General features: G+C 54.6%; 25 protein-coding genes, 2 tRNA genes and 1 pseudogene. 10 read left to right on the forward strand and 18 right to left on the reverse strand.

Annotated elements, in window-relative coordinates; all coding sequences use genetic code 11:
- Positions 1–2: 2 nt before the first annotated feature.
- Genes VSR74_RS15525 through pduA form a run of 16 tightly spaced genes read right to left on the reverse strand, consistent with a single transcriptional unit; the run spans position 3 to position 13,228 of the window.
- Positions 3–1,358, reverse strand: a complete 1,356-nt coding sequence (locus VSR74_RS15525) for a 4Fe-4S dicluster domain-containing protein (RefSeq protein ID WP_347795547.1) — start codon at positions 1,356–1,358, stop codon at positions 3–5.
- Positions 1,355–2,467: a 1-propanol dehydrogenase PduQ gene (locus VSR74_RS15530; RefSeq protein ID WP_347795548.1), complete on the reverse strand. Its 1,113-nt coding sequence runs from the start codon at positions 2,465–2,467 to the stop codon at positions 1,355–1,357. Before VSR74_RS15530 ends, VSR74_RS15525 begins: the two co-directional genes overlap by 4 nt.
- A 10-nt stretch (positions 2,468–2,477) precedes the next feature.
- Positions 2,478–3,863 carry a CoA-acylating propionaldehyde dehydrogenase PduP gene (gene pduP, locus VSR74_RS15535; RefSeq protein ID WP_347795549.1) on the reverse strand — a complete coding sequence of 462 codons (1,386 nt, stop codon included), beginning with the start codon at positions 3,861–3,863 and terminating at the stop codon, positions 2,478–2,480.
- Positions 3,860–4,867: a two-domain cob(I)yrinic acid a,c-diamide adenosyltransferase PduO gene (gene pduO, locus VSR74_RS15540; RefSeq protein WP_347795550.1), complete on the reverse strand. Its 1,008-nt coding sequence runs from the start codon at positions 4,865–4,867 to the stop codon at positions 3,860–3,862. Before pduO ends, pduP begins: the two co-directional genes overlap by 4 nt.
- A 9-nt stretch (positions 4,868–4,876) precedes the next feature.
- A complete protein-coding gene (pduN, locus tag VSR74_RS15545; protein WP_347795551.1) occupies positions 4,877–5,152 on the reverse strand; it encodes a propanediol utilization microcompartment protein PduN in 276 nt (91 codons plus the stop codon).
- Between the two features lie 3 nt (positions 5,153–5,155).
- The gene (pduM, locus tag VSR74_RS15550) at positions 5,156–5,647 is read right to left on the reverse strand and encodes a microcompartment protein PduM (RefSeq protein ID WP_347795620.1); all 492 of its coding nucleotides are present in this window, start codon (positions 5,645–5,647) and stop codon (positions 5,156–5,158) included.
- The gene (locus tag VSR74_RS15555) at positions 5,647–6,276 is read right to left on the reverse strand and encodes a phosphate propanoyltransferase (RefSeq protein WP_347795552.1); all 630 of its coding nucleotides are present in this window, start codon (positions 6,274–6,276) and stop codon (positions 5,647–5,649) included. The genes pduM and VSR74_RS15555 overlap by 1 nt, the downstream gene beginning before the upstream one ends.
- Positions 6,277–6,287: 11 nt before the next feature.
- Complete coding sequence (locus VSR74_RS15560; protein WP_347795553.1) at positions 6,288–6,737, reverse strand: BMC domain-containing protein; 450 nt, start codon at positions 6,735–6,737, stop codon at positions 6,288–6,290.
- A gap of 23 nt (positions 6,738–6,760) precedes the next feature.
- Positions 6,761–7,036 carry a propanediol utilization microcompartment protein PduJ gene (gene pduJ, locus VSR74_RS15565; RefSeq protein WP_149462325.1) on the reverse strand — a complete coding sequence of 92 codons (276 nt, stop codon included), beginning with the start codon at positions 7,034–7,036 and terminating at the stop codon, positions 6,761–6,763.
- A 19-nt stretch (positions 7,037–7,055) separates the two neighbouring features.
- Entirely contained in the window at positions 7,056–7,406 is a 351-nt protein-coding gene (locus tag VSR74_RS15570) for a glycerol dehydratase reactivase beta/small subunit family protein (protein ID WP_347795554.1), read from the reverse strand.
- Positions 7,393–9,228: a diol dehydratase reactivase subunit alpha gene (locus tag VSR74_RS15575; protein ID WP_347795555.1), complete on the reverse strand. Its 1,836-nt coding sequence runs from the start codon at positions 9,226–9,228 to the stop codon at positions 7,393–7,395. The genes VSR74_RS15570 and VSR74_RS15575 overlap by 14 nt, the downstream gene beginning before the upstream one ends.
- 9 nt (positions 9,229–9,237) lie before the next feature.
- The gene (pduE, locus tag VSR74_RS15580) at positions 9,238–9,759 is read right to left on the reverse strand and encodes a propanediol dehydratase small subunit PduE (RefSeq protein ID WP_347795556.1); all 522 of its coding nucleotides are present in this window, start codon (positions 9,757–9,759) and stop codon (positions 9,238–9,240) included.
- Between the two features lie 13 nt (positions 9,760–9,772).
- Positions 9,773–10,441, reverse strand: a complete 669-nt coding sequence (locus tag VSR74_RS15585) for a propanediol/glycerol family dehydratase medium subunit (protein ID WP_347795557.1) — start codon at positions 10,439–10,441, stop codon at positions 9,773–9,775.
- A gap of 10 nt (positions 10,442–10,451) precedes the next feature.
- Entirely contained in the window at positions 10,452–12,116 is a 1,665-nt protein-coding gene (gene pduC / locus VSR74_RS15590; protein WP_347795558.1) for a propanediol dehydratase large subunit PduC, read from the reverse strand.
- Positions 12,117–12,134: 18 nt separating this feature from the next.
- Positions 12,135–12,947, reverse strand: coding sequence for a propanediol utilization microcompartment protein PduB (gene pduB, locus VSR74_RS15595; protein WP_347795559.1), 813 nt, complete (start codon positions 12,945–12,947; stop codon positions 12,135–12,137).
- Entirely contained in the window at positions 12,944–13,228 is a 285-nt protein-coding gene (gene pduA / locus VSR74_RS15600; protein ID WP_149462318.1) for a propanediol utilization microcompartment protein PduA, read from the reverse strand. Before pduA ends, pduB begins: the two co-directional genes overlap by 4 nt.
- Positions 13,229–13,750: 522 nt before the next feature.
- Here pduA and pduF point away from each other — a divergent pair.
- The 8 genes and pseudogenes from pduF to VSR74_RS15640 form a co-directional block, all read left to right on the forward strand.
- Positions 13,751–14,539 carry a propanediol diffusion facilitator PduF gene (gene pduF / locus VSR74_RS15605; RefSeq protein ID WP_347795560.1) on the forward strand — a complete coding sequence of 263 codons (789 nt, stop codon included), beginning with the start codon at positions 13,751–13,753 and terminating at the stop codon, positions 14,537–14,539.
- Positions 14,540–14,751: 212 nt separating this feature from the next.
- Positions 14,752–15,669 carry a transcriptional regulator PocR gene (gene pocR, locus VSR74_RS15610; RefSeq protein ID WP_347795561.1) on the forward strand — a complete coding sequence of 306 codons (918 nt, stop codon included), beginning with the start codon at positions 14,752–14,754 and terminating at the stop codon, positions 15,667–15,669.
- Between the two features lie 206 nt (positions 15,670–15,875).
- Complete coding sequence (locus tag VSR74_RS15615) at positions 15,876–17,402, forward strand: cobyric acid synthase (protein WP_347795562.1); 1,527 nt, start codon at positions 15,876–15,878, stop codon at positions 17,400–17,402.
- Positions 17,396–17,941 carry a bifunctional adenosylcobinamide kinase/adenosylcobinamide-phosphate guanylyltransferase gene (gene cobU / locus VSR74_RS15620; protein ID WP_347795621.1) on the forward strand — a complete coding sequence of 182 codons (546 nt, stop codon included), beginning with the start codon at positions 17,396–17,398 and terminating at the stop codon, positions 17,939–17,941. Before VSR74_RS15615 ends, cobU begins: the two co-directional genes overlap by 7 nt.
- Entirely contained in the window at positions 17,938–18,678 is a 741-nt protein-coding gene (cobS, locus tag VSR74_RS15625) for an adenosylcobinamide-GDP ribazoletransferase (RefSeq protein ID WP_347795563.1), read from the forward strand. Before cobU ends, cobS begins: the two co-directional genes overlap by 4 nt.
- A 30-nt stretch (positions 18,679–18,708) precedes the next feature.
- Positions 18,709–19,764 (forward strand): nicotinate-nucleotide--dimethylbenzimidazole phosphoribosyltransferase, encoded by a 1,056-nt coding sequence (gene cobT, locus VSR74_RS15630; protein WP_347795564.1) that lies wholly within the window; start codon positions 18,709–18,711, stop codon positions 19,762–19,764.
- 141 nt (positions 19,765–19,905) lie between these two features.
- Entirely contained in the window at positions 19,906–20,838 is a 933-nt protein-coding gene (ldtA, locus tag VSR74_RS15635) for a L,D-transpeptidase (protein ID WP_347795565.1), read from the forward strand.
- 10 nt (positions 20,839–20,848) lie between these two features.
- Positions 20,849–20,940 (forward strand): annotated as a pseudogene (locus VSR74_RS15640) (type II toxin-antitoxin system PemK/MazF family toxin); the annotation flags it as partial.
- A gap of 82 nt (positions 20,941–21,022) precedes the next feature.
- Here the strand turns inward: VSR74_RS15640 and VSR74_RS15645 are convergent.
- Positions 21,023–21,098, reverse strand: a tRNA-Asn gene (locus tag VSR74_RS15645).
- A gap of 193 nt (positions 21,099–21,291) precedes the next feature.
- On the opposite strand from VSR74_RS15645, the gene VSR74_RS15650 reads away from it, so the two are divergent.
- Together VSR74_RS15650 and VSR74_RS15655 are read left to right on the forward strand one after the other, a co-directional pair.
- A complete protein-coding gene (locus tag VSR74_RS15650) occupies positions 21,292–22,716 on the forward strand; it encodes an EmmdR/YeeO family multidrug/toxin efflux MATE transporter (protein WP_347795566.1) in 1,425 nt (474 codons plus the stop codon).
- A gap of 141 nt (positions 22,717–22,857) precedes the next feature.
- Positions 22,858–22,933, forward strand: a tRNA-Asn gene (locus VSR74_RS15655).
- A gap of 169 nt (positions 22,934–23,102) precedes the next feature.
- Here the strand turns inward: VSR74_RS15655 and VSR74_RS15660 are convergent.
- Positions 23,103–24,551: an AMP nucleosidase gene (locus VSR74_RS15660; RefSeq protein WP_347795567.1), complete on the reverse strand. Its 1,449-nt coding sequence runs from the start codon at positions 24,549–24,551 to the stop codon at positions 23,103–23,105.
- Between the last annotated feature and the right edge of the window lie 11 nt (positions 24,552–24,562).

Here is a 24,562-nt window from a genome sequence, read left to right on the forward strand (position 1 = left end):
GGTTATCCTCTCACAACGGTGATGGCCTGATCGGTCACATCCGTGACAAGACCGTCAATACTGGCGTGGACAGGCGCACCTAACGCACCTTGTGGAATGTCAGCAACACGCTGACCCCGGACAACGTGGTCGCCTTTTTGTACGCAAGGAACCGCACTCATGCCAATGTGCTGTCGCAGCAGCAGCGTGGTGGTCTTGGTACTGAACTCAGCGTCAGAGAGTGGCGCATCGTGATACCACGGAGTGAGGCCCAGTTTGGCGATCAATCGTTTCACAGGTACCAGCCGGTACTTTGCCATCTCATCAGCAGGATTCAGCGGCCCGGCATAGCGCTGGTTTTGCGCGCGCAGTTCGCGTTTCAGCATGCGGTTAATACGCATCGGGGATATCCCCACCGGGCATGCTACGCTTTCGCAGACATTGCATTCGGAGCAGGTCAGCGCGCTGAGTAACAATTGCGGTGTTGCGGTTTGCTGAAAATTGACGGCCCGAACCAGCAGATGCGGTGACAATTCGTGACCGATAAGGTGTCGCGGGCAGAGGTCTGTACACAGACGACACTGTTCGCAAACGGTTCTCGCCACGGACAGCACGGTGCGTTCATCCTGCATGCGCCGTTGAATCAATGGATGCGATTTCGGCAGTACCAGCAGGCCGCCAGTGGTTTTTGTTACCGGGGTATCCAGCGACGCGATAAGGCTTCCCATCATCGGGCCACCGTTGATAAAACCGGGCTCATCGACGGTTGCTCCGCCAGCCAGTGCCAGCACTTCCCGCAGAGAGATGCCAACGGGCACGCTTAACGTGAGCGGTTTCGCCACTGCGCCGTTCACCGTTAATGTCCGGCGTGTCACCGGATAATTTTGCTCAACGGCTCTGGCGATATTCAGCACTGTCTGGACGTTATTGACCACCACGCCCACACTGACGGGAAGGGCAGCGGGGGGAACACGGCGGCCCGTTGCCAGCCAAATTGTTAACACCTCGTCACCTGCCGGGTAGACATCTGGCAGGATATGCAAGCGGATATTGCCGGGTAAAAGCGGGGTTAACGCATTGATAGCAGGTTGATATTTCTCTTTGAGCGCAATAATGCCTTCGCGCGCACCCGTTGCCATCATGGCATACTGGACGCCACGGATCAGCCGGGCAGATTGTTGAACCATCAGTTGCTGGTCAACTTTCAGCATGGGTTCGCACTCGGCGGCATTGACCAGAAAGGTCTCTATCTGCGCCTGCAATTTGATATGGGCCGGAAAACCCGCTCCTCCGGCACCCACGACGCCCGCATTGCGAACAGCCTCGCGAATAGTTTGCGCGTCCAAATCAGGGGGGGTTGTATTCAGGGCTCTGTTCATAACAACTCCTCAAGCAGTTCCTTGATGGTATTCGCATCCGCGGTGCGCGGATTCGTCTTCAGCGTGACGTCCGCGAGGGTTGCCTGAACCATTGCCGGAATATGTTGCGACCAGCGTTGTCTCTGCTCTTTAAGTGCGTCGTAAAGCGTGGGGATAGCGCACGCTTTTTTGAGTTGTTCAATGTGCTGGATGAGTGCGTTTACGCTGGCGGTTTCATTCGCATCTTGTGAGCAAAGATGGCAGGCTTTGGCGAATCGGGCATAACGTTTTTCCGCACGTGGGTCGCACGCATTAAAGCGAATGACCGGCGTCAGCAGAAGCGCATTTGCCAGGCCGTGAGGCAGATGAAACTGACCGCCCAGTTGATGGGCGATGGCGTGATTAAGCCCGAGCCCTGCCTGACTAAAGGCCATCCCGGCCATGGTCGAGGCATTATGCAATTTACTGCGGGTTGCCACACAATCGCCCTTATGGACGGCGACAGGTAGATACTCGAAAACGATCTGTCCGGCTTTTTCCGCAAGTGCATCCGTGAAATCACAGGCCCGTGAAGAGACGTAAGCCTCCAGCGCGTGAGTCAGAACATCCAGCCCCGTATTGGCTGTGATTGCTGGAGGAACGCTGACCACCAGCATAGGGTCGAGAATGGCCATGTCGGGGTAAAGATCGTTATTGAATAACGGATATTTAATCCCTTTTTCGGGATCGCTTATCACACAAGCGCTGGTAACTTCTGAACCCGTACCGCTGGTGGTAGGGATTGCCACGCAGGTTTCAATTTCGATACCAAACTGGCGGCTGAACCAGACGATGGCTTTCGCGGCGTCGAGTGCCGAACCACCGCCAAAACCAATAACCACATCAGGTGCCAGGGAGTGCATTTGCGCGATCCCCTGCGCGACCGTCGCGATGGTTGGATCGGGTGTGACCTCACTAAACACGCTAATGCGATTGCTCGCGGGAAGCGCCCCGCGCAGCGTTTCAATCAGTTCGGAACGCGCCAGGAACCCGTCGCAGATAACCCAGATGTGCTTATTCGTAAAGCGCTTCAGCACATTCAAAGAATCTTTGCCGCTGTATAGCCGGGTTTGCAGTGAAAACCTGTTCATTACGACCTCGTTATCGGATGGAGAAACCGTTGGTCAGCACGCAGCGCCGCGAGCGGGCAAAGGTGCGGGCTGATGTCGTGCCTTCCCCGGTGGGCGTTGCGATGGTGAACGTGGTGAACCCTTCGCCACCCACGCCAATACCTGCGTAGGACGGCCCATTTTTCACAAAGATAGAGGTTTGCAGGGAACGCGCCGCCAGATTCAGGCGCGACACATTTTGCGAATGCATGATGGCGGTGTGGTGCAGGCCCTCTTCAACTTTCAGCGCCAACGCCAGCGCACTGTCAAAATCGTTTACTTTGACGATGGGCAGCATCGGCATCAGTTGTTCACCCGTAACCCAGGCATCATCTGCCTGCACCACGGCAATAAGCAGGCGTGGTGCTTTGGCAGGAACGGGTATCCCGGATGCCTCAAGCATGGCTGACGGGCTTTTACCGACCAGTTTTTTGTTGGCCTGGCCGTTCGGCATACAGGTCGCCCGGAGTTTATCGGTGTCCGCCGCGTTGAGAAGCAGCGCGCCAAAACTTTGCATCTGCTGAATCAGTTTTTCCGCGACAGATTCAACAACAATCAGGCTTTTTTCGGCAATGCAGGGCAGGTTGTAATCGAACGATGCGCCATTAATAATATCTTCCGCGGCTTTCACTAAATCTGCCGTTTCATCAACAATACACGGTGGATTACCTGCGCCCGCGCCAATCACTTTTTTCCCGCTGGTCATGCCCATCGCCACAATGCCAGGGCCTCCGGTGATTGCCAGCACGGCAATTTTGGGATGGGCCATCATTTGCCGGGTCGCGTCAAATGTCGGTTCTGCAACCGTCACGACCAGGTTGCGAATGCCACAGCAACGGAAGGCAATTTCCTCGATCATCGCAATCAGCTTAAGGGACACGTTTTTTGCACCGGGATGCGGGCTGAAGTAAACACTGTTTCCCGCCGCCAGCATGCTAATGCTGTTGTTAATAATGGTTTCCGTCGGGTTTGTGCTGGGGGCGACCGAGCCAATGACGCCAAATGGCGAGTACTCGAACAGCACCATGCCGCCATCACCGGTTAGCGCCGTGGTGGTTAAGTCTTCGACGCCCGGCGTGTTATCCAGCGCGGCTTTGTTTTTAAGGAGTTTATCCTCTTTGTTTCCCATACCGGTTTCGTCCGCACTTTCTGTCGCCAGCGCAGGCAGGTGTGGGGTCAGCTCTTCACGCATCGCGCTGATGATGGCGCTGCGGGTCTTTAGCGGGCATTGTTGATAGCGCAAGAAGGCCTGATGAGCGGCATCAATGGCTTCGCCGACAGACTGGAAAATGCCGTTTTGTTTGGCTTCTTCGCTACCCGTTACCGGTTGTTCGCTCAGAATTGAGCGGATAAGGGTTTCCAGTTCAGATCTGTTCATCGATGTGTACTCACGTTAATCGCCGCAATGGCGGCTTGCGCAATATCCATGTCCTGTTCAACGCTTCCGCCGCTGATACCGAGACCACCAATAAGTTGTCCGTCACGCCAGAGTGGGAAACCCCCGCCAAAGGTGACCACTTTTCCCTGCATATGGCTCTCAAGCCCGAACAGCGGTGCGCCCGGCTGAACGGCTAAGGCCAGCTCATGCGTTGCGGATTTCATTGCCACGGCGGTCCAGGCTTTTTTAGGCGCGAGTTCGCTGCTGACTAAAAGGGCGTCAGGCATACGCCACGTCACCATTTGCGTACCGTTACCATCAACAATGCTGACAACCACGGGGATGTTTACTTCTTCTGCACGAGCTACGGCAGAGCGGGTCAACTGGTGGAGATCCTGAAAAGAGAGACTCATAGCGTAATCCTTTGCGGGTAAGGCGTGAGTGGACGCCAGATAGCGTCTCGTCACTTCCTGAATGATGGTTTGCTGGTGGGCGTCATGATCTTCGGCGCGCGCCAGGGCATACAGGCAATCAGATAGCCGATTGATATAGCGCATTAACACCTGCCTGACGGCTACCTCTGTGGAGAGTTCAACCAGACAACGTTCCGCACGGCGGGCGATGGTTCGGGCGAAATGCAGCCGACTAGCGGCTTCACTGCGACCCGGCAAAATGAAACCGTGCAGAGGTGGTACTCGCGCCATCGCGGTATCAATGGCGGCTTCCAGTGTGGCAATGTCTTCCATACTGATGTAACGCTGGTTCGACGTGGGCGTTTCACTTTCGCAGGCCAGCTCGGCGCTAAACCAGAAAAGCTGTTGTTGTATCGCTTCCAGCAGTGAACGATGTTGTCCGCAACCCGTGGCACAAACACACAGGCTCAGTGCGGCGTTAAGCTCATCGAGCGTGCCGTAGGACTCAACGCGCGGATGGGCTTTGCTGATGCGCTGACCGGAGAACAGGGCGGTGGTTCCGGCATCACCCGTGCGTGTATAAATCGGCATGGCGTCCCCTTAGCGAGAAAGTGTGTCGACAATACCGACAACGGCCAGATCGATGGCTTCGTTGGGGGCGGAAAAAACGTGCCGCGCGCTGGAACCGCTACTCAGCAACACCAGTTCACCAACCCCTGCGCCTACCGAGTCCACCGCCACTTCATCACCTGAAGCGGGGCTCGCGGGCAATTCACCGTCCGCGCTGACCCGACGCACCAGCAGGAGTTTTTTGCCCACCAGAGAAGGCGATTTTTGTGTGGCGACCACTGCGCCAGTAACCCGGGCCAGATGCATGGTTTACTCCTGCTTAATGAATTGAATATTCCGCGCGCTGGCGGCTTCACGGGCTAACGCGGTAACAACGCACTGGCGACCTAATACCAGTACTCCCCCGCTGTGATGTGCCACATCGGCATAGCTCAGCAGTGTATGCGGGTACAAAACAACGCCTTTCCCGTGCTCATCGCTGAACGTAAGAGGCAGTCGCGCCAGCTTTTTCACCGGTAGTGCTGATAACAAACGTTGCTGCACTGACAGGTGTACGCAAAGCCCGGAAGCCAGCGCTTCCTGAATGATGGCTGCCGCGGTATCTGACGAAGAGGCACAAGCAATGTGCTGCAGCAACGGCAGATCAACCTGCTGGATCGTCAGGGAGGCATAGTGGCAAAACAACGCGCGGACGTTGGCTTCCCGTAGTTGTGCGACGCTGAGCGTAGCAACACGCCCGGCACGACGCGTGAGGCGGTAAACAACCTCTTCGACGATTCGCTGCAACTGTTCGCTGTCCATCACGGCATGACCAGTCTGGCGCAGATCTGGGGGTTATCGGCCCCCGCGGCGTTGGCTTCGTCTGTGTCGATATGCATCTCAAGGCACATATCCGGTGAGACGCGAACCGCGACGTTATCGAACACTAACTGGCGCGCATCGCCTTCAATGGCAACAGAAACGCTGTCGCCGTGCGATACACGCAGGATCAACGCATCCAGCGGCGTCATATGGATATGACGCTGAGCGACAATGACGCCAGACGTTAAATCCAGTTCGGCGAACGGGCTGATAAGGTGCACGCCTGGCGTGCCAGCCAAATCGCCGGACATACGCAGCGGCGCGTCGATCCCCAATGTTCTGGCATCGGTTCGCGAAATCTCAACCTGGCTGGCGCTGCGCAGCGGCCCCAGCAAACGGACATTCTTCAACTGCCCCTTTGGCCCGACGAGGGTGAGCGTCTGGTTCGATGCGAACTGACCCGGCTGGAGAAGCCCTTTTTTCTCACTGATCGGTTGCCCCGGGAAAAGCCGGGCATAATCGTCTTCACTAAGATGGATGTGACGGTTTGAAACGCCCAGCGGAATAGGCCGCTGACGCATTTCATCCAGCACTTTGCTGACCGTTGTTTCCAGTTCTTGTTTGTCCATTACGCTTTACCTTACTTACCGGAATGCAGACAGAGTGACCGGGGATCACCTTTTTGGCGCGAACAGGCCGGGTCAAGACACAGATTGCAAATGACTCCTCGATCCGCAGGGTTCTTTTCCGGTGCTGACTCTTCTACAGCGACCTCAGTCTCAGGCTGTTGGGCGGCTTCTTTCATGGGCACAGAACCAGCATATGCCGCGCGAGAAAGAATGCCTTCTCCGGGTCTGGCGATCACTTTGTGTGCGACCAGACCGTTCTGAAGGCCTGCAAAACTGGCACCGGTGATAATGGCGGACTGCACGGATGCCACATCGCCGGTGATTTTGATAACCGTCCAGCCTGAACCGTTGGTTTTTTCGAGGCCAACCAGCGTGATGGAAGCGGCTTTCGCCATGATATCCGCGCAATTGATGGCTAATGCCAGACCACTAACTTCGAGTAATCCCAGTGATTGCTTCACGCTGAACTCCTTTTATCTGCGATTTAAGCTGACTTCGGTAAAATGGCCTCAACGTCAGTGTGAGGGCGTGGAATGACATGGCATGATTTGACTTCACCCACAGCATTGGCTGCGGCACTACCAGCATCGACGGCCGCTTTTACGGCACCCACATCGCCACGAACCATCACGGTAATCAGGCCAGAACCGATTTTTTCGTAGCCAACCAGTTGCACATTGGCGGATTTCACCATGGCATCCGCCGCTTCAATGGCGGCGACCAGTCCTTTTGTTTCAACAAGCCCCAGTGCGTTATTCATACAGCGATTCTCCTGTGGATTACTTATTCAGATCCCGAAAAGGGATGCCTTTGACTAACCTTGCCGCGTTGTTTCCTGTACCTCGGCGATCAAGGCTGTTTTGGTGATACGTCAGCGTAAAAAGCGGCGCTGATGCGGGTAAATTCTTGTAATGCACAACCAGCGCGTTGTTATCGCAGGCAATGCCCACGAGCAGCGGCGATCGGCACGCCGCCTGCCATGCGCAATGTGTAACATCGCCGTCTGGTTGTGGCTGGATAACGAAGGGGATACCTTCTTCTTCGATGCCGAGCAGGACGTCATGCCAGTCGAAGAGGCTTTCTCCGATGGGGGAAATGACAATGGCCGGAATAGGGTTATTGCTGTCCATGCGCGAACTCCTTGTGCCAGGAGAGGATCAACCCCGTAGCGACGGCATTGCGTGGCCCTTCTGTTCCTCGAATGTTTCCCCGCCCGGCAACCAGGCGATAGTGTGCCAGCGCGTCGGTGACAAGCTGTGGAACTTCAAAATCAAGAGATGAACCTCCCACCAGCACCACAAACGGAATATCACGAATATTGCCGGTGGGGCTGACCTGACGAAGCGCGCGCAGGGCGTTGGTGACAAAGACGCGCTCTTTAGCGCTACGGCGAATAGCACGCACTTTCTCAAGGGCCAGATCGCCGGGCAGGGGTACCAGCCCATCGGGTTTTACGACGCAGACGCGCGCAAAGACCGTCGGGGGGAGCGGGGAAGGGAAGAACTGCACGCTGCCATCTTCATGTCGCAGGTGGAAAAGACTTTCCACCTTTGCCAGCGGATATTTTTTAATCTCCTCTGCCAGATAACGATCGTCCAGCCCAAGTTCGCGGGAGATGATCATGGTGACCATATCGCCCGCTCCCGCGAGGTGTGTGCCAATAATGTCCCCTTTCGGGTTGATAATTGAGGCGTCTGTTGAGCCCGCACCTAAGTCCAGAATCGCCAGTGGCCGCGTTGTCCCGGGCGTGGTTAACGCCCCTAAAATCGCGGCTTCCGCTTCAGCCCCACCCACCTGAACATCCACGCCCAGCTTTTGCGTGATTTCACGGGCAATCATCGCCATTTGCAGTCGATCGGATTTCACCATCGACGCGATACCAACGGCCTGCTCCAGCGAAAATTCACCCGCTAATCCGCCGGTGACGCTGACCGGGACGGAGGTATCAACGGCCAGCAGATCCTGAATAAAAATTTCGTTGCCGGGTTTATTAGTCAGTTCTGCCATGGTCTGGCGAACGTGTTCAAGCATACCGCCGATGTTGGAGCCCGCTTCGCCGATGACGTTATCCAGTTTTGGACACTCGCCGACAGCTTTCATAATGGCGTTGGCTCCCGCCGCCACGTCGACCCGTAATGTGCGCCCCTGAGATTGCAGTTCAATGTGTCCGGCTGGGATCGCGCGTGCTTTTACATCACCCGACGGTGTTTTCACCACCACGGCGGAACGGTTACCAATCAATGCCCTTGCCACGGGAACGATATTTTTGGTTTCGTCCGCATTGAGGTTAAATACAGTGGCTATGCCATAGGGATTAGAGAGTGTTTCAATCACTTTTCCGGGAACGGCAACCTCAATGGCGGCCAGCATTCCCAGAGGAATACGGTCGATGTAACGCACTTCATCGACAATAGGCAGCGGGTTATCCAGACGGTTACTCACCAGCACGCCATCGTCTTGTTGCAGAATCACGCCGGTTAACTGATACCCCGCACGCGTGGATGCGTTAATCATGGCGGCAACATCCGCGAAATCGAATGCTGATGACACGACCAGGATATAAGGCGTATCCGCGGAACAGGTTAACAACGTATCCGGCGTAATGGTTATCCCCACGCCCAGGCCAACACCACCCGGTGTTTTGGGGTTATGGCCAATCATGGTGGACTCGGTGATGATGGTTTCGGTGATGGTTTCCATCGCCACATCGCCAATGACCGGCGTGGCTTCGTTGATGCGAATAAGTGAAATGTCGCTGACATTGATGCCTGCGTGATGGGCCGCATGCGTGAGCGCTTCCTGAATGCCAAACACATTACGCAATGTGCCTTTAATTCCGGTGGTTTCTGCCAGTGCGCTACCAATTATGGTGCATGCATTCGCCTCATCAATCGTCGCCAGAGCGACTTCTGTTGATGAGTTGCCAATATCAATGCCAGCGATATATTTCATGTCCTACCCTTAATCGTCGCCTTTGAGTTTTTTACGTTCGACGTACAGTGCTGCCGCTTCACGAACAAAAGCAGCGCAGATCTTCGCCTGATAGCGACTTTCGAGATCGTCCGCAATAGCCATTAACTCTTCTTTGGTGGAGCGATAGGGCCGCAGGGCGTTGTAGATTTCCAGGATGCGGTCGTCCGACACGGCCGTTAACTCTGCTGCACGTTCAAAGTTCATTGCCAGGCGGTCGCGCCCCGCATCTTTTGCGATGGCAGCCTGAATGCGCAGCGTTTCCGGTGTGATACGCATATCCTGCGCGGTGATTTTATTGCTCAGGACGTTTTCAAGGGTGAGCTCATCCAGCGTTTTATTGGTGGCGGTTTTTACCCAATCCGGATGCTTATTCGCCAGCGGGTAGTCAGTCACTTTTGCGGTGTGTGTGGTATTACCGGGGGCGGCGACCGGAACAGAAGCATCGCCCTGCAGGCTGTTCATGCGGCTCAACACGTCCCGAACCATCGATTCAATTGCATCGGTATTCATAAAGCGATCCTTATTAAAGCGCCACGCGCAGTTCCTGCGGGTTTTTGCCCGTTACGACATATTTCGTCTCTTTAATGTGCAGAATGGCGGATTTGGCCTGGTATTTCGGGCGCGCCATCTGGTCATTCAGCGTAGGAACTGGCTGTGGTGATTGGCGCTTTGCGTACTGCGCGGCGTTCTTACCAATCTGACGGTAGGTCTCAAGCGTCAGCAGCGGTGCCTGCGGGAACAGTTCGAGATTCGACAGCGGCGGCAGACCCTGCTGGTGGATAACGGTCGTGCCTTTGGACTGGATGCCGATGGCGATACCCGAGCCGCTCAGACGATTACCTTCGACGGCAACAAATGCCACATCGGAGGATTTAAAGCAGCGAATTACGCGCGCTTTAATCCCTTCCTCTTCAATACCGGCGATCATTTCACGCAGGATATTTTTATGGGGTACGCCGACAATGTTGGTGGTCTGAGAGAGACCAAAGGCTGGCCCCACCGCAATGATGACTTCGTCCTGTTGGGTACCCTGTTTTGCTTCGCCGATTTCCGTCAGAAAGCTTTCACCCTGTGGCGCAGTGGGCGTTGCAGATGCGCCTGCTGCGCGGAAGGAGACAGGCTTATCGCTGGACTGCATTTCGGACAGCACGTCTTCAATAATCTGGCGCAGTAGCTTTTCATTAATTTCCATTGTTCACCCCTTAGCCAAGCTCGTTGGGATCAAGTGCGCCAGGGATATTTTTAATCTCTTCCCAGCGTTCGCCTTGTAAGCGATAACCTGTTGCCGGACCGGCATAATCGTTGACGTCGTTTACCGCAGAGAGCACCTGTCCGTCGCCCACGATAATGGCGGAGGTATGCAGATAATCCCCTGTCAGTTTGGCTTTCTGAATATTCAGCATGTCCTGCGCAACATCGTTAAAACCGCCCTGAGCCAGTGCTTTCACCACTTCCAGGCCGTTACGGTTTTTGTTGATGACTTCCTGGGCAAATTTGAGATCTTCGACGATATTGCGTTCAGGCATATCCTTCGAGCCATGCGCATAGGTTGCGGCTTCAACTTCTTCGTCAGTGATAGGCGGCAGCCCCATACCGGCAAATACGGCCTGCAACGCCCGGGCGGCTTTGTTTCGAATGGCGATAACGTCTTCTTCACGCACCGGCCGCAGGCCACCATCAACCTTCAGGTCGCGCTGAATAACGTTGTAGTCGTCAAAGTCTTCGGCATCTTCGTTGGAGCCTGCGAACATGTTGTCGTAGTTCGGTACCGCAGAAAAACCGGAGGAGATAAAGTCTGTACCCGGCAGGAACTGCATCAGGAAACGGGCGGTACGGCGCATATCGGAGTGGGTGAAGGTCTGGTCATTACTGGAGGCGCATTCCAGATCCAGTGAGGAGCAGATCAGGTTTTCCGCCAGCACCGCGCGGATCCCTGATGGCACTGCAGAAGGTACCCCGATGCAGCTCACGGAACCGTTTTGTAGCCCCTGAACACCTGCGGCTTTAGTGATGTAAATGCAGCGTGCCTCCAGGTACAACATGGATTTACCTTCGGCATAACCCATTTGGACTTCTGAACCGGAACCTGAGGTAAAGCGCATTTTCAGGCCGCGCGATGCGTAGGATGAGGCTAAAAAGCCTTTCGACCACGGCGTATCATCGCCGTCGGTGAAGACGGGTTCCGTCCCATAAACGGAGATGGTTTCGGCGTAGCAGGTGTGCCCCAGCATGCCGAGCTTCAGCTCAGTCGCTTCTTCCAGGGAACATTGTGTCAGTACGCCAGGGCGTCCGACCTGTGAGCCAACAAGTAACGCGATGGCGTTGAATGGCGCATAACGCCCCACCGCAACGGTAGTTTCCTGTTCGTCGAATCCACGCCAGGCACCTTCCGCCGCATCTGCGGCGATTTGCACCGGGTTATCTTTTACGTTGGTAATGTGCGATTGCTGAGAAGGGGTACGACGGGCGCGCATTTTCTGCATCGCCATCATCATCTCAACCACGTTCATGTGCGATACTACTTCGACAATTTTTGCCGGCGTCATCGCGGTGGTCAGCGGAACGATTTGGCTGCGTTTTATATTCGGGTCGCACAGCATATTGGCGAGTTTGACAGAGTCTATCGCCATGACTTCTTCCGCTCGTGCCAGATTGATCCCGTAACGCGCGATAAAGTGGTCAATCAAATCAAATTCACTGACCGGTTTGCCGTCCAGTTCGGTGACGGCGCCATTAACGATTTTAATTGACGGTTTCGGGTCGTTCGGGCTCTCCATCGCAATGAAGCCTTCTTCGATCCACTCTTTAACAAAACCGTCCTGATTCACAGGGCGTTTTGCCAGTGCTTCAAATCTTTTCGATCTCATGAATCAGCCTCATGGATATCAAATGTAGGAGGGGCGGTCGTTTTTCGGTTCAGAACCGAGCGTCGAGAGTACGGTTTTGCCGATTTCACGGGCGGAGATCACCGCCTGACGCACAGCCCCGGAGTCGCCGGAAATCACCAGGATGACTTCATTACTGAAGCTGGTGCCCTGTGCAGGGGAGCTGTAAGCCACCACGTCGACATTGGCCGATTTCAGTGCCGTATCGGCCATCAGCACACCGACAGCCGCAGGCGCACCGACAATGACGCCGCAGGCGCGGCCAATTGGCGTGCCGAACGCTTTTTCCAGCGCGTAGCTGGCGCGCGCGGTGTACTGCAATTCGAGGTGCCCGGCTTCATTGGCATAGACGTCGCCAAAGGTGCGATCGAGCTCTTTCAGAGCCACTTCGATGCCGCGTTTGACGTCAGAAACGTCATTGCCGCCCAGAACGATCAGCGAGCCGTGACCAGCGCCTCCTTTGGTATCGCGAGGAAGTTCGATGCTCACGACTTCCGTGTTGGTCGCTTTCACGGCTTCATCGGCGGCCATAATGTGTGGGCCTGCGCCGACGCGCGCGCCCAGGATGCCGATTGAGCGGTAGCGCTTTTCAAGCTTCATGGCGTCCAGCAGGGCGCTGTCCACATTTGCGATAACCAGGCCGACCGTGTCACCCATCGCGGTGCCCACAAATTCCGTTAGACTGCAGCTTTTCTCTGCCATAGCTGTTTCTCGTTGTGTATTGGAGGTTTCAGGAGTAACCGAGTGCCCCGGCGTCGCCACTCGGGCGATCACCTGTGCCATGATCTGTTCCACCAGTTCATTGCTGCTCATCCGTTAATTCCCTTTGGTAAGATTTTTTCGACATCGGTGTGTGGGCGAGGAATGACATGTGTGGCTTTCACTTCTCCCACGTTGCGCGCTGCCGCAGCCCCCGCATCCGTGGCCGCTTTTACCGCGCCAACATCGCCACGGACAATAACGGTCACAAGCCCTGAACCGATTTTTTCGTAACCGACCAGCATCACGTTGGCCGATTTCACCATTGCATCTGCGGCCTCTATCGCGGCAGTTAATCCTTTGGTTTCTACCATTCCTAACGCTTCTTGTTGCATAAAGACCTCGCCTGGTTTTTTTGATATTGATGACTATAAAAAGAAGCGAGAAAAAAGAATGGCTGACTTGATGGCATGCGTGAAAAAATAGTGGCGCAGCAATGATATAAAATTGTCATTGCTTTTTTTATGTTGATGATTTGAATTGATTTTGCAGTTTTTAATTATGTGAATAATTAGCTATTAACAATCCATATTTACATTTTTTTTGATGACAGTGAATACATTGTGTGCCAGGCGAAAATGAACCGATGTGTGATGCTCATTGGAAAAAATAAATCTGATGAAAGCAATATTTTCATATTTTAAAAAATTAAATTATTAGCTGGAGTGCCCGGTGTGTATAGATATATGAAAAGGGCATGGCAAGAATTTGCTATCGCAAGGCGATTTTACCAATGTGGATTTATTCAGGTTGCCAACAATTTTCATACGCCACTTTTTATAGTAAGGGGCGACGTACTTCATCGTCAGCAGTGGAGCGGCTGGCGAAGGCACAACCCCTGCTTAAAAGGTGTCACTATGAATGATTCACTAAAAACACAATGTATTGCTGAATTTTTAGGCACAGGCCTGTTTCTCTTTTTTGGTATCGGTTGTCTGAGCGCAGCGGTTGTTGCGGGCGCGAGCTTCGGTTTATGGGAGATCTGCATTGTCTGGGGGCTTGGGATCTCACTTGCTGTGTACTTAACCGCGGGGATCTCTGGCGCACATCTTAATCCGGCCGTTACTGTCGCACTTTGGCTGTTTGCGCAATTTCCTGGGCGCAAAGTGCTCCCCTTCGCCGCTGCTCAGTTTGCGGGTGCCTTCAGTGGTGCACTGCTTGCGTATTTGATGTATGCCTCTCTCTTCACTGAGTTTGAATCAGCCCACAATATGGTTCGCGGAAGTGTCGAAAGCCTGCAACTGGCGGGAATATTTAGCACTTACCCGGCCGCGGCGCTGAGCGTTTGGCAGGCAGCGCTGGTGGAAATCGTCATCACGTCAATGCTGATGGGGTTGATTATGGCGTTGACGGACGATGGTAATGGCATGCCAAAAGGCCCACTGGCACCGCTGCTTATCGGTATTCTGGTGGCGGTCATTGGTGCGGCAACCGGGCCGCTGACGGGGTTCGCCATGAATCCTGCGCGTGATTTTGGCCCCAAAATTTTTACCTGGCTTGCCGGGTGGGGAAATGTGGCTATCACCGGTGGGCGTGACATTCCTTACTTTATTGTTCCGCTGATCGCGCCGCTTATTGGTGCCTGTGCGGGGGCTGCCATTTATCGATATTTGTTCAGTAATAATCTGCCAGTGAATATTAAGTAGCGCATTCATTAGGCTTCTGATTAGCAGTAGCATTTTATTCATTATTATTTCGTGATCCGCTTTCCGGATTTATTAAAAAGTCTCTCGGTTTCGAGGGGCTTTTGTTATTGTCCACCCTACGTCATACCATCGATAAGCATTAAAGATGATGTGAAATAGATGCGTGAAAACAATGTTTCACTGTAACAATGAATTAACTGAGGGGTTTTATCATGATTTCTGCGAGTACACTGAACTCAGAACTCATTAATAAAATCGCGCAGGATTTTGCACAGGCCACCAGTCTGGCGGTTGTAGTGGTCAATATACATGGTGATGAAATTTCTGAACTGTTTAATTTCACCTCATTTTGCCAGATGATGCGTCAGCACCCGCAGCACAGCACTCGCTGCCGAATGAGCGATCGCTGCGGCGGGCTGGAAGCATCCAAATCAGACCAGCCGTGCATCTATCGCTGCCATGCCGGATTAACAGACATTTCTATTCCACTGATTATAGCCGGGCATCTTGTCGGGTTCGTTCTGTGCGGTCAGGTGCGTGTGCGCAATGACGCAGAAACGGGCATGATTGATATTCTGAATGTTGATGATCGCTGGCAGGCGGATCCGCAACTGCTTAATGAGTTTCGCAATGTCCCGGAAATGGATTTTTCGCGCGTGATGGCCTCTGCGGATCTGCTGAAATTGATCGTAGAAAACTGCCTTAAAAAGCAGCTTAACTTTGTGGTGATTAAAGATAACCCTCCGCAGGCGGTGTCGCCCCGTTCCCAGCGGGAGGCGAATCCCCATGACAGTAAAATGAATAAAGCACTACGTTACATAGAGGCACACTTGTCTGATGAACTTCGTCTCGAAGAGGTGGCTTCTCATGTTTATCTCAGTCCTTATTATTTCAGCAAGCTGTTCAGAAAATATCAGGGCATTGGCTTTAACGCCTGGGTCAATCAACAACGTATGGCGAGCGCCAAAGAGTTGCTTAGCCACAGTAACTGGAGCATTGCCAGTATTGCCCGCAATTTAGGGTTTTCTCAGACCAGCTATTTTTGTAAGGTTTTTCGCCACACCTACCAGATAACACCGCAGGCGTACCGCCAACAAATCCGCGAAAAGCGTTCAGAAGAGCCGGCCTGAATTGCATTGCCGATAATTTCGCACTGATTGAGCGACATGCATCAATGTTGTGCGCTTTTGCCCGCTTACTTTCTGAATGCCAGACGATCTGACTGGCGGCGGCTCCCTAATGACAAGTATCATTCCCGGTCACAGCAAAATGGTTTAACGGCTGACGCGCTGGCCATCACGGGGCTTATGCGCAACAGCCAGCATGAAGAGGCATCATGACGCAGGCAATTATGATTCAGGGTACCGCATCCGACGTCGGCAAAAGTGTGCTGGTGGCCGGGCTGTGCCGTATTTTTCATCAGGATGGCCTGAAAACCGCGCCGTTCAAATCGCAGAATATGGCGCTTAATTCCGGTATTACTCCGGATGGCAAAGAGATGGGGCGCGCACAAATTTTTCAGGCTGAAGCCGCCGGTATCACGCCCGATGTGCGCATGAACCCGGTGCTGTTGAAACCAACCAGCGACTGCAAAGCGCAGGTGGTATTGATGGGCAAGGTGATGACAGATATGGATGCGGTCAGCTATCACGAATACAAACCGCGGCTGCGTCAGCAGATCCTTGACGTCTATACCCATCTTGGGCAGGAGTATGATGCGCTGGTGCTCGAAGGCGCGGGTAGCCCGGCGGAAATTAATCTGCGCGACCGTGATATCGTCAACATGGGAATGGCCGAACTGGCACATTGCCCGGTGATCCTGGTGGCGGATATCGACCGTGGGGGCGTCTTTGCGTCGATATACGGTACGCTGGCGCTACTGTTAGAGCACGAACGTGCCCGGGTGAAGGGCGTTATCATCAACAAATTTCGCGGCGACGTTTCGCTCCTGATGCCGGGCGTGAAACAGATTGAGGAGCTGACCGGGGTGCCGGTGCTTGGCGTGATGCCATGGCTGGAGGTAGACCTGGAAGAAGAGGATAGCGTGGCGATGCAGCGCGGGCTCTATCGCCATATCGGCGATCGTCCCATAACGATTGCAGTGGTGCAACTTCCCCACCTCTCAAACTTTACCGATATGAATGCGCTGGCGGCGCAGCCCGATGTCCAGGTGCGTTATGTACGCACGGCAGAAGCGCTGGCGCAGGTCGATTTGATTATTCTGCCGGGAAGTAAAAATACGCTGGGCGACCTGAACTGGTTGCGCCAGAGTGGGCTGGCGCAGGCCGTGCTGGCAAGCCATCGGGAAGGGACGCCGGTAATGGGTATTTGCGGCGGTTATCAGATGCTGGGCGAGACCATTACCGATGAGATTGAATCGGGACTGGGCGTTGTGCCTGGGCTTGGCTTGCTGGCGACGGACACGCTGTTTGCGCCGGAGAAAACCACCGAACAAACGCGCGCGGTAATGGCCGACGCCCTGCCAGGCTGGTTAGCCGCTGTGTCCGGTATGGCAATCGCGGGTTATGAAATTCATATGGGCACCACCACGCGACGCGCCCACTGCAAGGCGGGGCTATCCCTGCAGCGCCAGGACGGTTCAACGCTGGAGGATGGCGCGGTCAGCGACGACGGCCTGGTGTTCGGCACCTATCTTCATGGTTTGTTCGACTGCGATGTATTTACTCGCGGCATTATCAACGCGCTGCGCCAGCGTAAAGGGCTGCCCGCGCTGGATACTGTGATGAGCTACGCCGATTACAAAGCGCAGCAGTTTGATATCCTTGCCGACGCCATGCGCGAACATATCGATATTGGGAGAATTTATCAGATTATGCAGGACTATCAGGAGCCCCAATCATGATACTGGTGACTGGCGGCGCACGCAGCGGGAAAAGCCGCCATGCTGAATCCCTGCTGCGCGATTACCCGCATGTGCTCTACATCGCCACTTCACAAATTACCGATGCCGAGATGGCGGCGCGCATTCAGCATCATCGTGACAGCCGTCCGGCGCACTGGCGTACCGCAGAGCGCTGGCAGAATTTGAGTGAGGTCATCACCCCCGACAACGATCCCGGCGAGGCCATTTTGCTGGAGTGCATCACCACTCTGGTAACGAATGTGTTGTTTGCCACAGAAGATGAGGGTGACATTGAACAGTGGGATTTTGCCGCGCTGGAGAGGGCGGTAGACCTGGAAATTGAGACGCTTATTATAGCCTGTCAGCACTGTCCTTCGCCGGTCGTGCTGGTTACTAATGAGGTGGGGATGGGCATCGTGCCGGAGAACCGTCTGGCGCGCCATTTCCGCGACATTGCCGGGCGAGTGAATCAAAAACTGGCTCAGGCGGCAGATGACGTCTGGCTGGTGGTGTCAGGAATTGGAGTCAAAATAAAATGAGCAGGATCTTCTTTGCCACGCTGTCTTTTATGAGCCGTCTGCCGGTGCCGCAGCGTTGGTCGCAGGGGCTGGATATCGACCAGTATGTGCGTGGGGTTGTGACGTTTCCTCTTGTCGGGCTATTGCTCGGTGTCTTAAGCGGCCTGGCCTTTATGCTGCTGCAACCCTGGTGCGGCGTGCCGCTGGCGGCATTTTTTGCCGTGCTGGCGCTGGCGCTGTTAACGGGGGGTTTTCATCTTGATGGCCTGGCGGATACCTGTGATGGCGTTTTCTCGGCACGTCGTCGCGAGAAAATGCTGGAGATCATGCGCGACAGCCGTCTGGGGACTCACGGCGGGCTGGCGCTGATTTTTATTCTGCTGGGCAAAGTGCTGGCGGTCAATGAACTGGCGTTGCGCGATACGCCGATGCTGGCGGCTCTGGCATGTGCCTGCATCGCCGGGCGCGGTTGCGTGGTGCTGATGATGTACCGCCACCGCTATGCGCGCGAAGAGGGGCTGGGCAATCTGTTTATTGGCAAAGTGTCGTTGCGCCAGACGGGGATCACGCTGGGGCTGAGCGCCGTGCTGGTGGCGACACTACTTGGCGTGCAGGGGCTGCGCGCGTTGCTGGTGACGCTTATCGGCGTCTTTATTCTCGGGCAACTGCTCAAACGCACGCTGGGCGGTCTGACGGGCGATACCATGGGCGCAGGCATTGAACTGGGCGAACTTATTTTTCTGCTGGCGTTAATTTAAGTCAGTCTGATCAGAATATCGGGGAACAAGATGCAAACACTTTCAACGCTGCTCGACGCCATCCCGGAGACGGACAGCGCCGCAATGGCGCAGGCGCAACATCACATTGATGGGTTGCTTAAACCTCCGGGAAGCCTGGGGCGTCTCGAAGCGCTGGCGGTACAACTGGCGGGCATGCCGGGTTTAAAAGGGCGGCCGCAGGTAACGCAAAAAGCCATTCTGGTGATGTGTGCCGATCATGGCGTCTGGCATGAAGGTGTAGCGATATCGCCGCAGGTCGTCACCGCAATCCAAACGGTTAACATGACTCGCCATAATACCGGCGTATGTGTACTGGCAGCGCAGGCCGGGGCGAAGGTGCATGTTATTGATGTCGGGATTGATGCCGATCCCATCCCCGGCGTGGTCAACATGAAAGTGGCGCGCGGCAGCGGCAATATCGCCCGAGAGCCCGCGATGAGCCGCCAGCAGGCGCAGGAGTTGCTGCTGGAAACTATCCGTTATACGCGCGAGCTGGCGGAGCAGGGTGTTACGCTGTTTGGCGTAGGCGAGCTCGGAATGGCTAACACCACGCCTGCCGCCGCCATCGTCAGTGTGCTAACCGGGGTCGATCCGCAGGATACCGTCGGTATCGGTGCTAACCTGCCACAAACCCAGATGGCGAATAAAGTGAACGTGGTGCGTCGTGCAATTGCGTTTAATCAGCCCGATGCTGCGGATGGTATGGATGTACTGGCGAAAGTGGGCGGTTTTGATCTGGTGGGGATGACGGGCGTCATGCTTGGCGCGGCTTCCTGTGGGCTGCCGGTGGTGCTGGATGGTTTTCTCTCCTATGCGTCAGCGCTGGCAGCGTGTCGGATCGCCCCTGCCGTAAAACCTTATTTGATCCCGTCGCATCTTTCTGCGGAGAAGGGGGCACGTATTGCGCTTGAAGCGCTGGAGCTGGAACCGTACCTCAATATGGCGATGCGTCTTGGCGAGGGGAGCGGGGCGGCAATGGCGATGCATATCGTTGAATCAGCCTGCGCTATCTATAACAATATGGGAACACTGGCTGAAAGTAATATCGTCCTGCCGGAGAAGTAATTTTCCCTTCACCGCTCCCGTCGGAGCGGTTTCTCCTGACCTGAATGAAATCCCTTCCTTTAATGGCTTTCTTTACCGACATAAGGCGGATAAAAAAGCTATAATTAACAATCATCTTTTCACGGCTGAGGAAGGGAAATTATGCGTCGTGTCAAACTGTTATGGCCCGCCGTGCTGCTGTTAGCCAGTTACAGCGCGCTGGCAGTCACTTATCCGTTGCCCCCGGAAGGAAGCCGACTGGTCGGCAGCCCATTGCAAATCATTGTTCCGCTCGATAGCCATTTCCCGCTGGAAGCCTTTGCGGCGCGTTATGGTCAGGGACTGAGCAATATGCTGGAGGCGAACCCTGGTGTGGATGTCTACCTCCCTGCGCGAGGCTCTACGCTGACTATCCCGCAGCAGCTCATCCTGCCCGACACACCACGGCAGGGAATAGTGATTAACGTTGCCGAGATGCGACTCTACTATTATCCGCCGGAGGGGAATACGGTGGAGGTATTACCGATCGGCATTGGGCAGGCAGGGCGCGAAACGCCACGTAACTGGGTGACTAAGGTGGAACGTAAGCAGGAAGGGCCGACCTGGGTACCGACGGCCAATACGCGACGTGAATATGCCAAAGAAGGCAAAACCCTGCCTGCGATGGTGCCTGCCGGGCCAGAAAACCCGATGGGGCTGTATGCCATCTATATTGGCCGCCTGTACGCTATCCACGGTACCAATGCGAATTTTGGCATCGGTCTGCGGGTGAGCCAGGGCTGCATTCGTCTGCGTAACGATGACATCAAATATCTTTTCGACACCGTTCCGGTGGGGACGCGGGTACAGATTATTGACCGGCCGGTGAAATATACCACTGAGCCGGATGGCAGCCGATGGATTGAGATCCATGAACCGTTATCGCGTAACCGCGCGGAATATGAGTCGGACAAAAAGGTACCGCTGCCAGTTACCCCAGCCATGCAGGCATTCGTGCGCGGCGAAGGCGTGGATGTCGAGCGGGCGCAGAGTGAAATGCAGCGACGTTCCGGGATGCCGGTGAATATCAGCGAGGAGGATCACGTTTCCTTGTGAATTGCCCCAAGCAGCCGGTTTTACCGTTTCATTGGACGCGCGGGGACAAAAACAACGGACGTGATCCGTTGCAACCAGCCCCGAACCATTGATATGGGTGTCTGAAATGGTAAGCGGCTGGAAGCTATTCTGAGCTGAAACGCAGAAAAGCAAAAAGCCCGCTAAAAAGCGGGCTTTTTAAATTTGGCTCCTCTGACTGGACTCGAACCAGTGACATACGGATTAACAGTCCGCCGTTCTACCGACTGAACTACAGAGGAATCGTTGTGGAGGCTCATATTAGCGGCGAAAAATTTTTTGTCAAACACCAATTCTGGCTGGTGTTGCTGATTGCCGTTTCTGACAACAATTTGTCGTAATTACCGACAAATATTAAGGAAAAATGTTTTGCAGGATTTAGCTTTCTCGCTCATCATTTGAAATGGAGTTTCAACTTTCTCACTAAGGTCTACTTTGAACGTCACCACTGCGCTCCGTCAGGCCGTTGCACGCACGCCCTGGTATAAAAAACGCAAAAGCTACCGTGTTCTCTTCTGGCGTGAAATCACCCCTCTTGCTGTACCTATTTTTCTGGAGAATACCTGCGTCCTGCTGATGGGGGTATTGAGTACATTCCTGGTTAGCTGGTTGGGGAAAGAAGCGATGGCGGGCGTTGGCCTCGCTGACAGTTTCAATATGGTCATCATGGCCTTCTTCGCGGCGATCGATCTTGGTACAACAGTGGTAGTTGCATTCAGCCTGGGTAAGCGTGACCGGCGGCGCGCAAGGGCGGCTGCGCGGCAGTCGCTGGTGATCATGACGCTGTTCGCGGCCGTGCTGGCGGCCGTTATCCACTATTTCGGCAGTGAAATCATTAATATCGTCGCCGGTGAGGCGACAGAGGAAGTTAAAGCACTGGCGTTAACTTACCTTGAACTGACGGTGCTGAGTTATCCGGCAGCGGCGATTGCTCTTATTGGCAGCGGGGCGTTGCGGGGAGCCGGAAACACAAAAATTCCGCTAATGATTAATGGCGGGATGAATATCCTCAATATCGTCATCAGCAGCGTTCTGATTTACGGTGCCTTTTCCTGGCAGGGGCTGGGGTTTGCAGGGGCGGGGCTTGGGTTGACCATTTCTCGCTATATCGGCGCAGCGGCGATTATCTGGGTGTTGATGATAGGTTTTAACCCTGCGCTGCGTATTCCGTTGAAAAGCTATCTCAAGCCACTTAACTTCGCCATTATCTGGGAGGTGATGGGAATTGGTATTCCGGCAAGTATTGAATCCGTTCTGTTCAATAGCGGGAAATTGCTGACGCAGATGTTTGTTGCCGGTATGGGGACGAATGTCATTGCCGGTAACTTTATTGCCTTTTCGGTGGCGGCATTGATTAACCTGCCGGGGAATGCCCTTGGCTCGGCCTCCACGATTATTACCGGAAAACGACTGGGTACCGGTCAGATAGGCCAGGCAGAGCGGCAGTTGCGCCATGTGTTCTGGATGTCGACCATTGTGCTAACGGCAATCGCCTGGGGAACCGCACCGTTTGCCGGGCTATTCGCGTCGTTTTACACCCAGGAACAAGATGTGAAAGAAGTAGTGAAAGTGTTGCTGTGGTTGAATGCGGCTTTCATGCCTATTTGGGCCGCGTCCTGGGTGTTACCGTCAGGTTTTAAAGGGGCGCGCGACGTGCGTTTTGCCATGTGGGTGTCAATGCTCGGCATGTGGGGCTGTCGCGTGGTGGCGGGTTATACGCTGGGGGTTGTGCTTGGCATGGGCGTTGTCGGTGTCTGGCTGGGGATGTTCCTCGACTGGGCGGTGCGTGGGGCGTTTTTCTACTGGCGATTAGTGAGCGGGCGCTGGCTGTGGAAATATCCGCGAGTGAAGTCGGAATAGACGCGTAATTGCTGTGAAAAACATCCGCAAACAACAATTTTTGACCGAAGTGCGGAATAATTCAGCAAACGGCATTTTTTTGTGAAATCAGGCTTTGACAACCCCGGGGCACCCCGTTAATATTCGCCCCGTTCACACGATTCCTCTGTAGTTCAGTCGGTAGAACGGCGGACTGTTAATCCGTATGTCACTGGTTCGAGTCCAGTCAGAGGAGCCAAATTTGAGAAGCCCGCTTTTTAGCGGGCTTTTTGCTTTTCTGCGTTTCAACTCAGAATAGCTTCCAGCCGGCATTCACGACAGCATCAGGCATGCGCTCTCTCGAAAGCGCTATACCGCGTTGGGTTGGCAGGAAGCAAAAAGGGCCATTTCTGACCCTTTTCATTATATTAGCGGAACGGGGGTTCGTTGAACGTGCGCAGCTTACGGGAGTGGAGCTTGTCGCCTTCGGCGCGCAGCAGGTCAATGGCCCGAATGCCTATTTGCAGATGCTCGGAAATCGCGCCTTCGTAGAAACGGTTAGCCTGACCCGGCAGCTTAATTTCGCCGTGCAGCGGTTTATCTGAGACGCACAGCAGAGTGCCATAAGGTACCCGGAAGCGATAGCCCTGGGCGGCAATGGTGGCGCTCTCCATATCAATCGCTACCGCGCGGCTTAAGTTAAAGCGCAGAGCCGAGGCAGAGTAGCGTAGCTCCCAGTTTCGATCGTCAGTCGTGACCACGGTGCCTGTACGCAGGCGCTGTTTGACTTCTTCACCCGGCATGCCGCTAACCTGTTTGGTCGCGTCGTAGAGTGCGCGCTGCACTTCCGCGATGCTCGGGATTGGAATATCCGGCGGCAGAACGGCGTCCAGTACGTGGTCGTCACGCAGATAGGCGTGGGCGAGCACGTAGTCACCGATGGTCTGGCTTTCGCGCAGCCCGCCGCAGTGGCCAATCATCAGCCAGACGTCAGGGCGCAACACCGCAAGGTGGTCGCAGATATTTTTGGCATTTGATGGCCCGACGCCAATGTTAATCAGCGTGATCCCCTGACCATCCGCAGTAATTAAATGCCAGGCTGGCATTTGGTGCTTTTTCCAGGCCAGGTCGGAAATCGCCTGCTCCGGTGCTTCCGTTTCGGCGGTGATCCAGATACCGCCCGCGCAGGAGAGAGCAATATAAGGGCTCTCAGGATCGAGGATCTGGCTGCATCCCCAGCGCACGAACTCATCCACATAGCGGGTGTAGTTAGTAAAAAGTACAAAGGGCTGGAAGTGTTCAACCGGTGTGCCGGTATAGTGGCGCAGTCGGGCCAGAGAGAAGTCGACGCGACGGGCATCAAAATGCGATAGCGGGTAAAACTCCGTGGGATGGAAAATGCCGTCAGCCGTTTCGTCGCCAATTTGCGCCAGTTCGGTGGTAGGGAAGAAGCGGGTTAAATCAGCACTCATTGAGCGGTCGAGCAGTAAACCATCAATGACATAGGGATAAGGAATTTCATGCTGCGACAGGCCAACCTCAATATGCGCATCATAATCTTCGTGCAGTAACGTAAGCTGTTCGAGTAAATAGGGGCGAAACAGCGTCGGATGGGTGATGGTGGTGGTGTAACACCCTGAGTGGGTGAAGCGGCCAAAAGCCCGCGTTTTTTGTGCCTTGTGCGCGTTTCCATTCCATGAAACGGAGAGCTGAGGGTAGACAAAAAGCCCGTCTGCGCGCGCTTTCGGATCAGGCAGCGAATGATTGTCAATATAGATGGAAATGGCATCACGCAGGGCGGTGACTGATTGGTCGTATAGTGCCTGAAGTTTTTCCAGGGCTTGTTCCGGCGTCAGGCTCGCGCTCGTAGTATTCATCCTTCGCTCCT

Origin of the sequence: Pseudocitrobacter cyperus, from assembly GCF_039889165.1 — a bacterium.
GTDB lineage: Bacteria > Pseudomonadota > Gammaproteobacteria > Enterobacterales > Enterobacteriaceae > Pseudocitrobacter > Pseudocitrobacter cyperus.